The sequence below is a fragment of the Pseudarthrobacter sp. B4EP4b genome (assembly GCF_006680095.1).
In the GTDB taxonomy this organism is placed as follows: Bacteria; Actinomycetota; Actinomycetes; order Actinomycetales; family Micrococcaceae; genus Arthrobacter.
Map to the genome: position 1 here is coordinate 18,120 of NZ_VHIJ01000073.1, position 14,277 is coordinate 32,396.

A 14,277-nucleotide genomic window follows, 5' to 3' on the forward strand; every position below is an offset into this window, starting at 1 on the left:
GTTCAAGAATCGGATGTCCTCCAGGCCAGCCGGCGCGGAGTCATACCAGTGTACGGCAGGCTTATGACCCCCTACAGCAGCCCCATCGGGTCCACGGCATTGCCGTTCAGCCAGGTTTCAAAGTGGGCGTGGCAGCCGGTGGAATTGCCGGTGTTTCCGGAGTAGGCAATCAGCTGTCCCTGCGATACCCGCTGGCCGTTCGAAACGACGATGCTGGAGTTGTGGTAGTAGATAGTGTTCAGGGTGTTGCCTTCAACCAGGCCATGGGAGATCTTCACCCGCCAGCCGCCGCCGTCGGCCGAGTTCCAGCCTGAGCTGAAGACCTCGCCCGCCGCCGCCGCATACACGGGAGTGCCGCACGCTGCGCCAAAGTCGATGCCGGTGTGCAGGTAGCCGCCCTGGCCGTAGAAGTCGATGGTTCCGGGGGGCGTTGCACGCCAGCCGAAGCCGGATGTGATGGGGACGCTGCCGTCAAAAGGATGCCGGAGGCCAAAGGCCGACGGCGAACCTACCGGCGGCACGAACGGCTGGACGGGGGGCGGCGGCTGGTTCCTCGCTGCCGCGGCCGCGGCCGCTGCTGCTGCGGCTTCCGCCGCGAGCCGGCGTTGCTCGGCTTCCCAGGCCTCGCGCAGTTTCCGGTCGCGCTCCTCGATTTCGGCTGCGACGGCATTCTGGCTGGCCTGGACGCTGGCGAGCTGGGACTGGATGCCGGGCTTGGCAGCCTGCAGTTCAGCGTCAAGGCGGGTGGTGTCCGCGATCAGCCGGTCCACCTCGTCCTTCCTGGCAGCTGCCTCGTCCCGGGCTGCTTTCTCCCGCTCAAGGGCGGCGTCAGCCTTGGCCTTCAAGTCCTTGATTTCCGCTTCGACTGCTTGAAGGCGCGCTTCGGAGTTGACGTTGGTGGCGTTCTGCTGGGACAGCTTGTCCATGGCGGCGTTCTGGCTGCGCATGGCCTGATCCGCAAGATCCATGGTTTCGGTCAGGCTTCCGCCGTTGTTCGAGCCGAAGAACAAGGACAGGTTGGACGGCACTCCCCCGGACTTGTAGGCCTGGGTGGCGATCTGGCCGATCAGCTTCTTGGTATCGGCGATCTTTTGTTTGTCCGTTTCGAGCTGCTGCGTGATTTTAGCCTTGTTCTGCTGGGCCATGTCCACACGGGCGGAGAGCGCTTCCACTTCCTTGACTGCCCCCGCAACGCGGCCCTGCGCCTCAAGGAGTGCCTGCTGGGCGCCGGGCAGCTGGCCCTGGTAGATGACCAGGTCCGATGCAGCCTTGGCGATGCGTGAATCAACGAATTCCAGTGACTGCTGAACCCTGGCGGCCTCGGCTTCAAGCGCCTTCTGCTTGTCTTCAAGCTCGTCGGCGAAAGCTGCCGGGGTGGAGGAAGCGAGCCCTGCGGCGAGGACAACAGCAAGCACTGCGCTCATCAAGCCGGCGCGTCGGGGCGCCTTGCGCCTGGTTGCCTGCGGGCGCCGCGGGGACGTTGGATCCGTTACGTTCATGGGCATTCCTTGTTCGGTTTGCATACCTAGACCCGAAGGTATCGGCGCAAGGTCAAGAGAGACGAAATTCCCGCCAAGGATCCGCCAAGGATTATCAGGGCCGGTGCCAGGATGAGCGTCTGGCCCGATGAGATAAAGGCCGTATCCGGGTATTGCTGGGACATGTACTCGCCGAGGAAGAAGTGCGCGACGGCCCACAATGTGGCGGATGCAAGGGCAGCCCCAATGACTGCCGCAATGACGCCTTCCAGGATAAACGGCAGCTGGATTACTGTCTTTGACGCGCCCACCAGGCGCATGATGCCCGTTTCCCGCCGCCGGCTGAAGGCGGAGAGCCGGATGGTGGTGGCGATCAGCAGGATGGCGCAGACGATCATCACACCGGCGATGCTGACGGCCACCAGGGAAGCTCCGTTCATCACCGAGAACAGCCGTTCGAGCAGCTGGCGCTGGTCAATGACGGTCTCCACTCCCGGTTGTGACGCGAAGGTCTCGCTGATGATCTGGTATTTCTCCGGGTCCTTCATGTTGATCCTGAAGGATGCCGGCAGCTGGTCCGGAGTCACGGAGTCCACGATGGGTGAGTTCGAGAACTGGTCCTTGAAGTGCTTGTAGGCCTCGTCTTTGGACTCGTACTGGAAGTCGTTGATGTACTGGGCCACCGCAGGGGATTCCAGGAGGGAGTTCAGGCTCTGTTGCTGCTCTGCGGTAACAGGCCCGCCGGCGCAACCGGCCGCCGTCGAGCCTTCACTGCACAGGAAGATGGCCACCTGGACTTTGTCGTACCAGTAGCCCTTCATCTGGTTGATCTGCATCTGGAGCATGCCCGCCGCTCCCACGAAGGTGAGCGAGACGAAAGTGACCAGGATGACGGAGACAACCATGGAGAGGTTGCGGCGGAGGCCGCTGCCGATCTCGCTGAGGATGAATGCAAGCCTCATCGCTGTCCCTCGCCTTCGCCCGGCTGTCCGGCTTCGGGGGACTCCCGGCCGCTGGCGTCCTTGAGCCTGCGCGACTGGCCGACGACGGGAATCATGGAGGTGTACAGTGCCTTGGCCTCGTCGCGGATGACCACGCCGTTCTTGAGCTCCACCACGCGTTTGCGCATTTCGTTGACGATGTCGTCGTCGTGAGTGGCCATCACCACGGTGGTTCCGTTTTGGTTGATCTTGTCCAGGATGCCCATGATGCCCATGGACGTTGTGGGGTCGAGGTTTCCGGTGGGCTCGTCCGCGAGGAGGATCCCCGGCCGGTTGACCACTGCACGGGCTATGGCCACGCGCTGCTGCTCACCGCCGGAGAGTTCGTGGGGCATGCGGTGCTCTTTGCCCTCCAGGCCAACGGTCTTCAGGACCTCGGGAACGGTGTCGCGGATGACGCTGCGGCTCTTGCCGATGACCTGCATGGCGAAGGCCACGTTGGCGAAGACGTTCTTCTGCGGCAGGAGGCGGAAGTCCTGGAAGACGACGCCGATCCCCCGGCGGAGCCGCGGGACGCGCCAGCTGGAGATCTTGGCGACGTTCTGGCCGGCGACGTAGACGGCGCCGGAGGTTGCGCGGTCTTCCTTCAGGACGAGCCGGAGGAAGGTGGATTTGCCGGAGCCTGACGCGCCGACGAGGAAGGCGAATTCGCCGCGGTCAATCTCAAGGTTGACAGAGTCCAGCGCAGGCCGGGCTTTCTGGTCGTAGACCTTGGTGACATTTTCGAATCGGATCATGGCCCTAAGTACCCTGCAGGGCATGGCTGATTCTGATGCAGCCCAGTTCTGCAGCCGGTGCGCGGGTTTTCGTTTGGGGAAAGTTGGGCCCCGGCCCCTCGACTATACGCAGGGCAACCTGTGAATCAGGCTGGTTTCAAAGGGCGTGTCGCTTGAGGCTGCTACTTCTCAGCGTTGCGGTTGTCCGTGCGCCAGCGGATACCGGCGTCGATGAAGTCATCGATTTCGCCATCGAAGACGGCACTGGTGTTGCCCACCTCGTGCTCGGTCCGCAGGTCCTTGACCATCTGGTACGGGTTGAGGACATAAGAGCGCATCTGGTCGCCCCAGGACGCTTTGACGTCTCCGGCCAGCGCTTTCTTTTCGGCGTCTTCCTGCTCTTTCTTGAGGAGCAGGAGCCGGGACTGGAGCACGCGCATAGCGGCGGCACGGTTCTGCAGCTGCGATTTCTCGTTCTGCATGGACACCACGGTGCCGGTGGGAATGTGGGTCAGGCGGACGGCGGAGTCCGTGGTGTTGACGGACTGGCCGCCGGGCCCGGAGGAGCGGAACACGTCCACGCGGATTTCGTTGTCCGGGATTTCTATCGAGTCGGTCTGCTCAATGAGCGGGATGACTTCGACGGCCGCGAAGGACGTCTGGCGACGGCCCTGATTGTCGAAGGGGCTGATCCTGACCAGCCTGTGGGTTCCGGCTTCAACACTGAGAGTTCCAAAGGCGTACGGGGCTTTGACCTCGAAGGTAGCCGACTTCAGTCCGGCTTCCTCGGCATAGGACGTGTCCATGACGGTGGTGGGGTAACCATGGCGTTCCGCCCAGCGGAGGTACATGCGCATCAGCATCTCGGCGAAATCAGCTGCGTCCACGCCGCCGGCTCCGGCCCGGATGGAAACTACGGCCTCGCGCTCGTCGTACTCACCCGACAGCAGGGTAACAACTTCCAGTTCCTTCAGGGCCTTCTTGATCGACTCAAGTTCGGCTGCCGCATCCGCCATGGAATCGGCGTCGTCCTCGTCCTGTCCAAGCTCCACCAGTACTTCGAGGTCATCGATTCTGGAAACGAGCCTGTTGAGACGCTCCAGTTCAGTTTGTCGGTGTGACAGGCGCGAGGTGATTTTTTGTGCCGCTGCCGGATCGTCCCAGAGATCCGGTTCGCCTGCCCGCTCGCTCAGTTCGGCGATGTCTTCCTTCAGTGCCTCTACGTCGGAAACTCGCTCAATGGATTCGTACGTGGCGCGAAGGGCGCGGATTTCAGCGGAAAAATCAATATTGGCCATGGTTGTTTAAGCCTACGCTATCCGGGAAGGGCCTGATCCTGGCTGCTGTCCCCTCGGCCTGCAGCACATAGTTCGCACTTTCCGAGCCCTGACCATCAGGGCCGTCAACGGGTGAGCCGGGAGCGTGCGGTGGAGGTCGCCTCGATGGTTATCCCGGCGGGCATCAGGAAGTTCACCACAGGCGGGTGCACTGCGGCCGTGAGCACCACGACGGCGGTGGATCCATCAGGCGTGCCGGTCGTCCCCGCGACGGCGAGCCCGTCAAAGCGCTGCGAGGCGGGGCTCCTCGACACAAAGTCGGCTGCCACGTTCCTGACCCTGGCTGAGCTGAGAACCGCCGACGGACTGCCGCCCTGCGTTGCCACTTCGCCCAGCGTGTAGCTGTCCGCCGCCGCGACGGAGGCGCCGTCGGCCAGGGACAGCAGACGCTTATGTTCGAGGTACACCGAGGAGATTCCGACGACCACTGTAGTCACCAGCAAGGCCAGCACAACGTAGCCAAGGATCATCACCATCATCTGGCCGTCTTCGTTCGTTGCATGTTTTCTCACCGGTACCTGCCCACGAGTTGAGTGGACGACGCCTCCACTTCGCTGGCGCTGAGCCGGAAGTCATCGTTGAAAGGCAGGAACGGGAGCGGCACTGTCAGGTTCACAGTCACGGTGACAGTGCTTCCGGCAGCCTGGCAGTCTGCCGGAGTACACGTTGTTGCCACCCGGGCCCCTTCAGGCGGATGTCCGAAATCGGCCAGCGCGATCGCCACGGCCTGTTCGGCGGCAGCCTGGGCGGTGGCAGCATCAGGCTGGGCGATGTAGACCTTGGCCGCCTGGTCTGCCGCACCGACCACGGCAAAGGAACCGCCCTGGATCTGGCTCATGGTGATGATGAAGTACACCAACGGAACCATCAGCAGGAGCGCGAGAAAGGTGAACTCAACCACGGCGCTCCCCCGTTCGTGCTGGTGGGCGCCCGACTGCCAGCTTCCTGGACCCTGGTATAGGCTTTCCCGCAGCCGGGCGCGGAAGCGAAGCCGGGTGGATTCACGGTTGCATCGCGGCATGGCCCTTCACCTCCAGCATGTCGCGGGGTCCGATAAGTCCGATCACCGGCATCGGCGCCCGGACCGTCACCTCGAGGGTCCGCAGGCCCTGATAGGTGACCTCACTGGTGCTGACTTGTTCCGCAAACCCTGCGTTTAGGGCGGCCTGGATCAGGCTGCGGGTACGTTCCTCGGCATCACCGGCACCACGGTCAGCGAGCGTTCCATAACGGGCCCCCGATGCCGCAGCGTCGATCAACGTATTCCTTACATGCAGGACCAGGGTCAACTGGATAATCGCGAGGAAAAACAAGGTGAGCAGGCTGCCCACGAGGACAAAGTCGACCACGGCCGAGCCCCGCTCGCCGGGCTCGGCTTCCGGCTTGACCCTGCCCTGCGCATAGCTTTTTCGTCTGCTGTCCAGTGCGTAGCCGGTGGCCCCGCCACGTGCAGACGGCGACACAGCCTAGCTTCCGACCTTGTCCATCGCCTGGTTGAACATGGCTTCCAGCGCCGGACCTGCGAGCGCCAGCAGCGCGGCAACCAATACTGCCGACATCAACGTGATCATGACCCAGCCAGGAACGTCGCCCCGCTCGGGATTATCGACGTGTTTGGTCCTTCTTACGGGGCCGCCTACTGGCAGCTGGTCTTGGCTGGTTCCGACCTGCAGTCTCCTCCGCTTTCCGGCGCTCACGCCCGGAAGCAGCGCTGCCGTAAGTGACAGGAACAGCACCATGCAGCGAATCCCCATTTTCTCCATCATTTCCGTCCTAATTCCTGCTTGATATTTCGACTGTTGGTTTTTTCTTGATGGATTTTGTCTTGCCGTCAAAATCCGAGGTTGATCGCCGCGATGCCGGGAAAGACCGCAAAGACCACGGTCAAGGGCAACACCCCAAAGACAAGCGGCACCATCATGGCAATCTCTTTCTTTCCCGCGGCCTCCATCAGGTCGCGCTTGGCCGTATCCCGGACGTCCTGTGCCTGCGCACGGAGCACGTCGGCCAAGGGAGTACCCCGCTCGACAGCCACGACGATCCCGTCGACGAACCGGACCAGCGGCGCGAGGTCTGTTCGTGATGAGAATTCCTGGAGAGCCTGGACCAAGGGTTTACCTGCCCTGGTTTCGGCAAGAACCTTCGAGAACTCCTTCGTGAGTTCACCCCTGGCGCTGCGGCAGACGCGGTCCAAAGCGCCAGTGGCGCTCTCCCCTGCGCTGACGGCCAATGCCATAAGTTCAGCAAGGCTTGGGAATTCTGCCATCATCCTCGACTCCCTGCGCTTTATTTGGACGCCCAGCCAGTAGTCGCGGAACATGAAGCCGCCGACGGCACATCCCACCACGGCCACCGCGGCCAGCAATGCATTAAATCTTCCGGAAGCCGCACCAAGGACAATAAGGGCGATTGATGCAGCGAACCCGGTCGCTGCCCATAACAGCTGCTCGGCCCGGAAATCCACCGGTGACTTGTTGATTCCGGCCTGGGCCAGTCTTCGAGACGTAGCCCTGGACACCGGGTTTAGCCTGCCAAGTGCGGAAAGTCCGTCGCGCAGCAGCGGGCGAAGAATCCGTTCCAGGGGACCAAAAGGGGTGACGTTCTGGTCCGCGCTGCGGAGCAGCCTTGACTCAAGATTTTGCGATTTCAGCTGCGGCTCGATGCGCTGCGACAGCGTAACAGCACGCATCCAGGGAGAACGGAAAAGGATGAGCCACAGGCCTAACGCCATCACTACTCCGCAGACAACAGCGGGAGGCGAAATATCCATCACCTGAGCACCCTCTCATCCTGCGGCAGCGCACCGATCCGAAGCATGATGGAGTAGCAAACCAGGGAGACGACCAGCCCGCCAAGCAGGACGGCGGCGCCCACTGGAGTGTTGTAGGCCTGCACTGCCTCCGGTCTTGTCGCCAACAGCATCATGACAATCCAAGGCGCTGCAACGGCGAGCCTTGCCGCATTGATGGTCCAGGACTGCCGGGCTTCCAACTCGCTCCGCGTTCGCGCATTTTCCCGCAGAAACTCTGCCAAAGTCCCGAGGAGCTTGCCAAGGTCCGAGCCACCAACTTCCCGTGTCAGGCGGAGGGCTTCGACGATCCGGTCTGCTACCGGATCAGCGAGCCGGTGCTTGAGTTGGTTGAGGGATGCTTCGAATTGGCCGCCGGCCCGGTAGTCGGCTCCGAAGTCACGGAAAACGTGCCGCAGCTCTTCGGGTCCTTTGTCACCCAGCTGGATCAGGGCTTCCGGAAGCGGCAACCCGGCCCGGATGGCGGAACGCAGGTGGTCCACGACATCAGGCCACAGGGTGCGCAGCAATGCGCTCCTCCGCTTTGCCTTCCAGCGAAGGACCGTGACGGGCAGCCAGGCGCCGAAGAGGCCGAAGCAGAAGGAGATCGGCCACGAGCGGGTAACAGCGAAAAAGATCAGGGCGACGAAAAATCCCAGGCCCGCACACGAGCCAAGGAGGCCAGTGGGCGACACTTTCTCGATGCCGGCCCCGGCGAGGAGGTCCGCGAGGCGGCTCGCTTTTTCTTTAGGAACCGCCGGTTTCGGCGACTCCCAGAAGGACCACCAGATCAGGAAAAGCCCTGTTCCGGCCGTAACTCCAAGAAGGGCCGACATCATCGCGCATCCAGCAGCGCGGCGACGTCATAACCTGCCTTAGAGAACTTCTCCTGCGCGGGCATCGAGCTGGCGCGTGGCTGCAGCGCACCTTCGACGACGGTGAACACTGGAGATGATTCGATAATCCCGTTCTCCACACGCCGGCCCAGCGACAGGATTTCGGTAACCTCCCGGCGTCCGTCCGCCCGGCGGCTGCAGTGCACCACCAGGTCAATGCAGGACGCGACTGTCGGGACCACGAAGGCGGAAGATATGTTCTCGCCTGCCAGAAGTGGAAGTGTACAAATTTTCGTGACGGCGTCATGGGCTGAGTTCGCGTGGACAGTGCACATTCCGGGCAATCCTGAATTCAAGGCTATGAGCATGTCGAGGCTTTCGGCTTCCCGGACTTCTCCTACAACCAGCCGGTCAGGACGCATTCGGAGAGCTTCCTTGACGAGCCGGCGCAGTGGAATTTCGCCTTCGCCTTCAAGGTTGGGCTGGCGGCACTGCAAACCAACAACGTCCCGCAAGGGGAACTGGAGTTCAAAGATCTCTTCCACCGTGATGACACGTTCCCGGCTCCCGATGCTCGCTGCGAGGCAGTTCAGCATCGTGGTTTTCCCGGCCTGCGTTGCTCCCGAGACGAGGATGTTGAGCCCGCTGGAAACTGCGGCGCCGAGGAAACGGGCCGCTTGGGGTGTCAGGGTGCCAAGCTCCACCAGGTGCTCGAGCCTGCTTGCCTTGACGACGAACTTCCTGATGTTGACCGCCCAATGTCTGCGGGTAACGTCCGGGATGACCACGTGGAGCCTGGATCCGTCAGGAAGTGCTGCATCAACAAAGGGTGACGATATATCCAGACGGCGCCCGGAGCTCTTGAGCATGCGCTCCACCAGGTCCCGCACCTGTTGCTCCGTCAGGCTGAGCGAGGTTAGCTCCGATTCGCCGTTCCTGGCGACATAGATCTCGTTGGGGGCGTTGATCCAGACTTCCTCAATCGTTGGATCGTCCAGCAGCGGCTGCAGGACGCCGAATCCGGCGACCGCGTCAAAGAGGAACTTCCGCGCCGCCTCCAACGGACCAATGGGAGGCAGCGGGCCCATCAGAGCACGTTCGTCGTAATCCGTTACTGCTGCCTCAACCAGGCGGCGAACTTCTCCGGCCTGGTGCAGGGGATCAAGCCCCCGGCGTCGGATCAGCTCGCGGACTTCGTCCTCGACAATTGCCAGCGCGTCCATGTGTTCCCCAATACAACTGCCGCCCCCGGCGGAGGCAGTGCAACTGGGTAAAGCCTAAGGAGCCTACAACACGCTGCCAAGTCATATCTGCGGCACTTGTGGATAATTATCCCGCAGGCCGCTGAGGGCCCCTGCTGGAGCCCAAGGCTCGCGGTCGCTGCCCTCCCGAATTGGGTTCAAACAGTCTGCTGGTATCCCATGGGGTTGTTTTCCTGCCAGCGCCAATGGTCCTGGCACATCTGCTGGAGGTTCCTGCGTGCCGACCAACCCAGATCTGCAAGCGCAGCAGAGGGATCGGCGTAGCTGACCGCCGCATCCCCCGGCCGTCGCGGCGCAAACTCATAGGGGATGGACCTGCCGGCGGCCGCCCCGAAAGCCTCTATGACTTCCAACACTGATGATCCACGGCCAGTCCCCAGATTCCAGCGGAACACACCGTCTTTCGCCGCTACATATTTAAGGGCAGCCAAGTGACCCGCAGCAAGATCCATGACGTGGATGTAATCACGGACACCGGTACCGTCCGGCGTGGGATAGTCGTTGCCGAACACGAGCACCTTGTCGCGCCGGCCGACGGCGACTTGTGCCACAAATGGGAGCAAATTGTTGGGGGTGCCCTGTGGGTCCTCGCCAATGAGGCCCGATTCGTGTGCCCCCACAGGGTTGAAGTAACGGAGCAAGGCAATGCTCCAGTTCGGGCTGGCAGCGCCAAGATCCGAGAGGATATCCTCGATCTGCTCTTTGGTCCGGCCATAGGGATTAGTGGCGTCCAAAGGCGATTTTTCGATCAGCGGGACCTCCTCCGAAGCCCCATAAACCGTGGCGGAAGAACTGAACACCAGGCGGCGGACGCCTGCTCCTTCCATGCTCTCCAACAGGTTAAGCGTTCCCACAACATTGTTCTTGTAGTACATCAACGGCTTTTCAACGGACTCACCTACCGCTTTGAGGCCCGCAAAATGCACCACAGCATCGAAGCCGCCCTCCGCGAAAACCTTGTCGATGGCGGCACCATCCAGCAGATCAAGCTCCCGGAAATCAACCGGCTTACCCGTCAACTCTTCGACCCTGCGCAATGATTCGGGGCTCGAGTTCAACAGGTTATCGACCACTACGACGTCGTGGCCCTCTTCAAGGAGGCAGAGTGTCGTGTGCGATCCGATGTAGCCGGCGCCACCGGTGACCAATATCTTCATGCACACCAGTCTAGGGTGGCCACCAATGCCGACAGCAAGCGCCGCCAGGTCCGAGGTGGCAGCTTAGCCCCGACGCTAGGATGTTCAGCATGACAAACCCTGATTCCGCCCTGTCGCGCCGCACCCAAGACGAGTCCAGCAAGGTGCTGAACGTGGGCGTCTCCATGCTCACTCTCGTCCCGGGAGGGATGGGCGGCAGCGAGACCTACGCCCGTGAGCTCACGCGCCAACTTGCTGCATCCAACACGGTCAAGGCAACCTGCTACGTCAACGATGCAGCACGGGGTTTCTCAGAGGGGACGGACGAAATAGTGGTTCCCGGGCTCGCTGGAGGCTCTTCCACCGGTCAACGACTGGCCACACTGGCAAAGGGGATGATCAAGAGGAAGTCCATCCTCGGTTCAATGCGTCCTATGGATGTCTTCCACGTTCCGTTCACGGTCCCGCTGCCCAAGCCGGCCAAGGAAACACCATTCGTCCAGACTCTGCTCGACGTACAGCACCTTGACCTCCCGGAACTTTTTGGTCCGGCCGACAAGCTCTACCGCAAAGTCTTTTACGAAAAAGCGGCCCGCGATGCGGATGCGATCGTGACTATCAGCGACTTCGCAAAGGAGAGCATTGTCAACCATCTGGGAATCGATCCGGGGAAGATCTTTACCGCGCACCTTGGCGTCGACGCAAAAGAGTTCACGCCGAACCTGGGACAACGGGGCAAGTTCATCATGTACCCGGCGAGGGGCTGGAAGCATAAGAACCATGCCACCCTCTTCGAGGCCATGAAACTGCTCGCTGTCTCCGACCCAGAACTGCGCCTCATACTGACCGGTGGAGCACTCGACACGCTCACGGATATCCCTGCCAACGTAGAAGTCCGAGGCCTCGTGCCGTTGGCCGAGCTCAGGGAACTGTACCGGACCGCCGCCTGTATGGTCTTCCCAAGTCTCTATGAGGGCTTTGGGCTCCCTCCGCTGGAAGCGATGGCCTCCGGTTGCCCTGTGGCGAGCTCCACGGCGGGGTCCTTGCCCGAAATAGTCGGTGACGCAGCCGTTCTCTTCGATCCTGAAGACCCTGAGGCCATTGCATCCGCGGTCCGGACCGCCATAGCCCGGACGGAAGAATTGCAAACGCTTGGATTGCGGCAGGTACAGAAGTTCACTTGGAAGCACTGCGCCGAAGTTCACGAGCAGGCCTACCGCTACGCCTTCAACCGGCGTACCAGGGACAGCTCCGCAGCCTGAGCCAGCGGACGGCTCCCCGGGTCAATTCGCCCGCCATATATAGTGGCATAAGCCCAGCAAACAATATCTAAGGACCTTTCCATGCCCCGTGCGCTAATTACCGGAATCACTGGCCAGGACGGCCTGTACCTCGCCGAGCTTCTTGTCTCGAAGGGCTACGAAGTGTTTGGCCTCATCCGGGGACAGAACAACCCGAAGCACGACCTGGTCCGCCAGACCGTTCCTGAAGTCAAGCTGCTGACCGGGGATCTGACGGATGTCTCCTCACTGGTGCGGGTGCTCGGCATCGCTCAGCCCGACGAGGTGTACAACCTCGGGGCAATCTCCTTCGTGGCCTACTCTTGGGAAAACGCCTCACTGACCAGTGATGTGACGGGCAAGGGCGTCCTGAACATGCTCGAAGCTACGCGTCTTTACGCCGGTGATGACATCTCCAAGGTGCGTTTCTACCAGGCGTCCTCCTCCGAGATGTTCGGCAAGGTCCAGCAGGTGCCTCAAACGGAGGAAACCCTCCTCTGGCCTCGATCGCCCTATGGGGTCGCCAAGGTATTCGGCCACTACATGACCATCAATTACCGCGAGTCCTACGGCATGCACGCATCCAGTGGCATCCTGTTCAACCATGAATCGCCGCGTCGCGGGCCGGAATTCGTAACCCGTAAAGTTTCTCTCGCCGTTGCACGCATCAAGCTGGGCCTGCAGAACGAGATTGTGCTCGGAAACCTCGACGCCAAGCGTGACTGGGGCTTTGCCGGGGACTACGTCGAAGCCATGTGGCTTATGCTCCAGCAGCCGGAGGCTGATGATTACGTCATCTCCACCGGCGAAACCCATTCGATCGAAGAACTTCTCCAAGCGGCATTTGATGCAGCGGGCCTTGATGATTGGCGGCAGTATGTCAGGCAGGACCCGCGCTTCATGCGTCCTGCTGAAGTTGACCTGCTGATCGGAAACGCCGCAAAGGCGCAGGAAAAGCTCGGCTGGAAGCCGAAGGTTTCCTTCAATGAGCTTGTTCGCATGATGGTGGAGAACGACATTGCCGAGCAGTCGGCCCTGATGCGGTGAATCGGCAGAACAACGCTGGAACAGGCCCCGGCACCGCTTTCATTACGGGCGTAACAGGGCAGGACGGCTCTTATCTGGCGGAATCGCTCCTGTCCCAGGGTTGGGAGGTGCATGGCCTCGTCCGCCACGCGCCGGCACACGTCAACGACGGCGAGACTACCGTTGACGGGGTTGAATACCACCTTGGCGATTTGTCCCGGCCGAATGACGTGGGCTCAGTCCTGAAATCTGTCACGCCGGACCTGGTGTTCAACCTGGGCGGCATCAGCTCTGTGTATCAGTCCTGGCAGCAACCCTACGAGACGGCAATGGTTTCCGGCGCTTCCGTGGTGTCCATGCTCGAGGCGACGTGGCAGCTGCAGCAGGCTACCGGGAAGGAAATACGCTTTCTTCAAGCTTCCAGTGCCGAATTGTTTGGAGAGGCAAAGTCTGCGCCGCAGAACGAAAGGACGCCTATAAGCCCGGTATCTCCATACGGCGCTGCTAAAGCGTTTGCCCATCACGCGGTCAGTGTCTACCGGGGACGCGGGATGTTTGCAGCATCAGCGATTCTCTACAATCACGAATCTGTGCGCCGCCCGGCTAAATTCGTGACCCGCAAGATCACCGCTGGGGCCGCGGCGATCGCAGCCGGCAAGCTGGACAAGCTTTCCTTGGGCAACCTGAACGCTGTGCGGGACTGGGGCTGGGCGCCTGACTTCGTCGACGCCATGGAAAGGATCGTAAGCGCGGCCAACCCTTCGGATTTTGTGGTGGCCACCGGCGTTTCGCATTCCGTGCAGGACTTTGTGGAGGCAGCTTTCGCCGCGGTTGGCATCGACAACTGGCGGTCTGTGGTGGAGCTCGACGAATCTCTGTCGCGTCCCAGTGATGCCGCTGAGATGAGGGGAGACATCACCAAAATCTCCTCCGAGTTGGGATGGCGGCCGTCGATGGACTTTGAGTCCCTCGTGGCCGCGATGGTGAGGAACGACGAAGATCTGCTGGCAAAGGACAAGGCCCCGCAGCTTTAACATTTGTATCAAAGGCAACTCTGGTTACATGAGTAACATTGGTGCTACATTGGCCGGGTCACAAAGGCTGTGGGGACAGTTTTCACTTCTCCGCGTCGGAAATGACGACCCGATTCTCATCGCCATATGTGCATTGCCGGCCGGAGTAAGTAATGAGCCCCAAGTCTCCCCATCCCTCTCAGGATGCCAGTCCCTTAAAAGGCCGGCGCATGCTGGCAGCGGCGGTTCTGACTGCCTCACTTGTCGGATCCCTGCTCGTTCCCGCAGCGCTGGCCAGCGCCGCGGAACAGCCGGGGTCCGGCCAGGGAAGCACATCGCCGCTGGCGCCCCCCTCGGCGTCGCCCACTGCCAGTGCTGGACAGCCGCCCGCCCTCCCCCAGGAG

General features: G+C 61.6%; 15 protein-coding genes. 3 read left to right on the forward strand and 12 right to left on the reverse strand.

Annotation, left to right across the window (positions count from 1 at the left end; translation table 11 throughout):
- Nucleotides 1-71: 71 nt before the first annotated feature.
- The 12 genes from FNL14_RS21845 to galE form a co-directional block, all read right to left on the reverse strand.
- Complete coding sequence (locus FNL14_RS21845) at nt 72-1,499, reverse strand: M23 family metallopeptidase (protein WP_181762742.1); 1,428 nt, start codon at nt 1,497-1,499, stop codon at nt 72-74.
- 26 nt (nt 1,500-1,525) lie between these two features.
- On the reverse strand, nt 1,526-2,440 hold the full coding sequence (gene ftsX / locus FNL14_RS21850; protein WP_091415621.1) for a permease-like cell division protein FtsX: 915 nt from the start codon (nt 2,438-2,440) through the stop codon (nt 1,526-1,528).
- Nucleotides 2,437-3,216, reverse strand: coding sequence for a cell division ATP-binding protein FtsE (gene ftsE, locus FNL14_RS21855; RefSeq protein WP_142064607.1), 780 nt, complete (start codon nt 3,214-3,216; stop codon nt 2,437-2,439). The genes ftsX and ftsE overlap by 4 nt, the downstream gene beginning before the upstream one ends.
- Before the next feature lie 161 nt (nt 3,217-3,377).
- On the reverse strand, nt 3,378-4,493 hold the full coding sequence (gene prfB / locus FNL14_RS21860; RefSeq protein WP_091415617.1) for a peptide chain release factor 2: 1,116 nt from the start codon (nt 4,491-4,493) through the stop codon (nt 3,378-3,380).
- Nucleotides 4,494-4,597: 104 nt separating this feature from the next.
- Entirely contained in the window at nt 4,598-5,011 is a 414-nt protein-coding gene (locus FNL14_RS21865) for a pilus assembly protein TadG-related protein (protein ID WP_142064631.1), read from the reverse strand.
- A 29-nt stretch (nt 5,012-5,040) separates the two neighbouring features.
- Nucleotides 5,041-5,553, reverse strand: a complete 513-nt coding sequence (locus tag FNL14_RS21870; protein WP_142064610.1) for a hypothetical protein — start codon at nt 5,551-5,553, stop codon at nt 5,041-5,043.
- On the reverse strand, nt 5,534-5,956 hold the full coding sequence (locus tag FNL14_RS21875) for a TadE/TadG family type IV pilus assembly protein (RefSeq protein WP_142064628.1): 423 nt from the start codon (nt 5,954-5,956) through the stop codon (nt 5,534-5,536). The genes FNL14_RS21870 and FNL14_RS21875 overlap by 20 nt, the downstream gene beginning before the upstream one ends.
- 42 nt (nt 5,957-5,998) lie before the next feature.
- Nucleotides 5,999-6,295, reverse strand: coding sequence for a hypothetical protein (locus FNL14_RS23890; RefSeq protein ID WP_091416036.1), 297 nt, complete (start codon nt 6,293-6,295; stop codon nt 5,999-6,001).
- Between the two features lie 68 nt (nt 6,296-6,363).
- Entirely contained in the window at nt 6,364-7,302 is a 939-nt protein-coding gene (locus FNL14_RS21885) for a type II secretion system F family protein (protein ID WP_142064614.1), read from the reverse strand.
- Nucleotides 7,302-8,159 carry a type II secretion system F family protein gene (locus FNL14_RS21890; RefSeq protein ID WP_370455904.1) on the reverse strand — a complete coding sequence of 286 codons (858 nt, stop codon included), beginning with the start codon at nt 8,157-8,159 and terminating at the stop codon, nt 7,302-7,304. The genes FNL14_RS21885 and FNL14_RS21890 overlap by 1 nt, the downstream gene beginning before the upstream one ends.
- Nucleotides 8,156-9,379 (reverse strand): CpaF family protein, encoded by a 1,224-nt coding sequence (locus tag FNL14_RS21895; protein WP_142064616.1) that lies wholly within the window; start codon nt 9,377-9,379, stop codon nt 8,156-8,158. The genes FNL14_RS21890 and FNL14_RS21895 overlap by 4 nt, the downstream gene beginning before the upstream one ends.
- Nucleotides 9,380-9,555: 176 nt before the next feature.
- The gene (gene galE, locus FNL14_RS21900) at nt 9,556-10,575 is read right to left on the reverse strand and encodes a UDP-glucose 4-epimerase GalE (RefSeq protein ID WP_091415606.1); all 1,020 of its coding nucleotides are present in this window, start codon (nt 10,573-10,575) and stop codon (nt 9,556-9,558) included.
- Between the two features lie 152 nt (nt 10,576-10,727).
- On the opposite strand from galE, the gene FNL14_RS21905 reads away from it, so the two are divergent.
- From FNL14_RS21905 to FNL14_RS21915, 3 genes are all read left to right on the forward strand, one after another.
- A complete protein-coding gene (locus tag FNL14_RS21905) occupies nt 10,728-11,816 on the forward strand; it encodes a glycosyltransferase family 1 protein (RefSeq protein ID WP_181762743.1) in 1,089 nt (362 codons plus the stop codon).
- An 81-nt stretch (nt 11,817-11,897) separates the two neighbouring features.
- Nucleotides 11,898-12,881: a GDP-mannose 4,6-dehydratase gene (locus tag FNL14_RS21910; RefSeq protein ID WP_091415602.1), complete on the forward strand. Its 984-nt coding sequence runs from the start codon at nt 11,898-11,900 to the stop codon at nt 12,879-12,881.
- Nucleotides 12,878-13,894 carry a GDP-mannose 4,6-dehydratase gene (locus tag FNL14_RS21915; protein ID WP_142064622.1) on the forward strand — a complete coding sequence of 339 codons (1,017 nt, stop codon included), beginning with the start codon at nt 12,878-12,880 and terminating at the stop codon, nt 13,892-13,894. Before FNL14_RS21910 ends, FNL14_RS21915 begins: the two co-directional genes overlap by 4 nt.
- Nucleotides 13,895-14,277 lie beyond the last annotated feature (383 nt).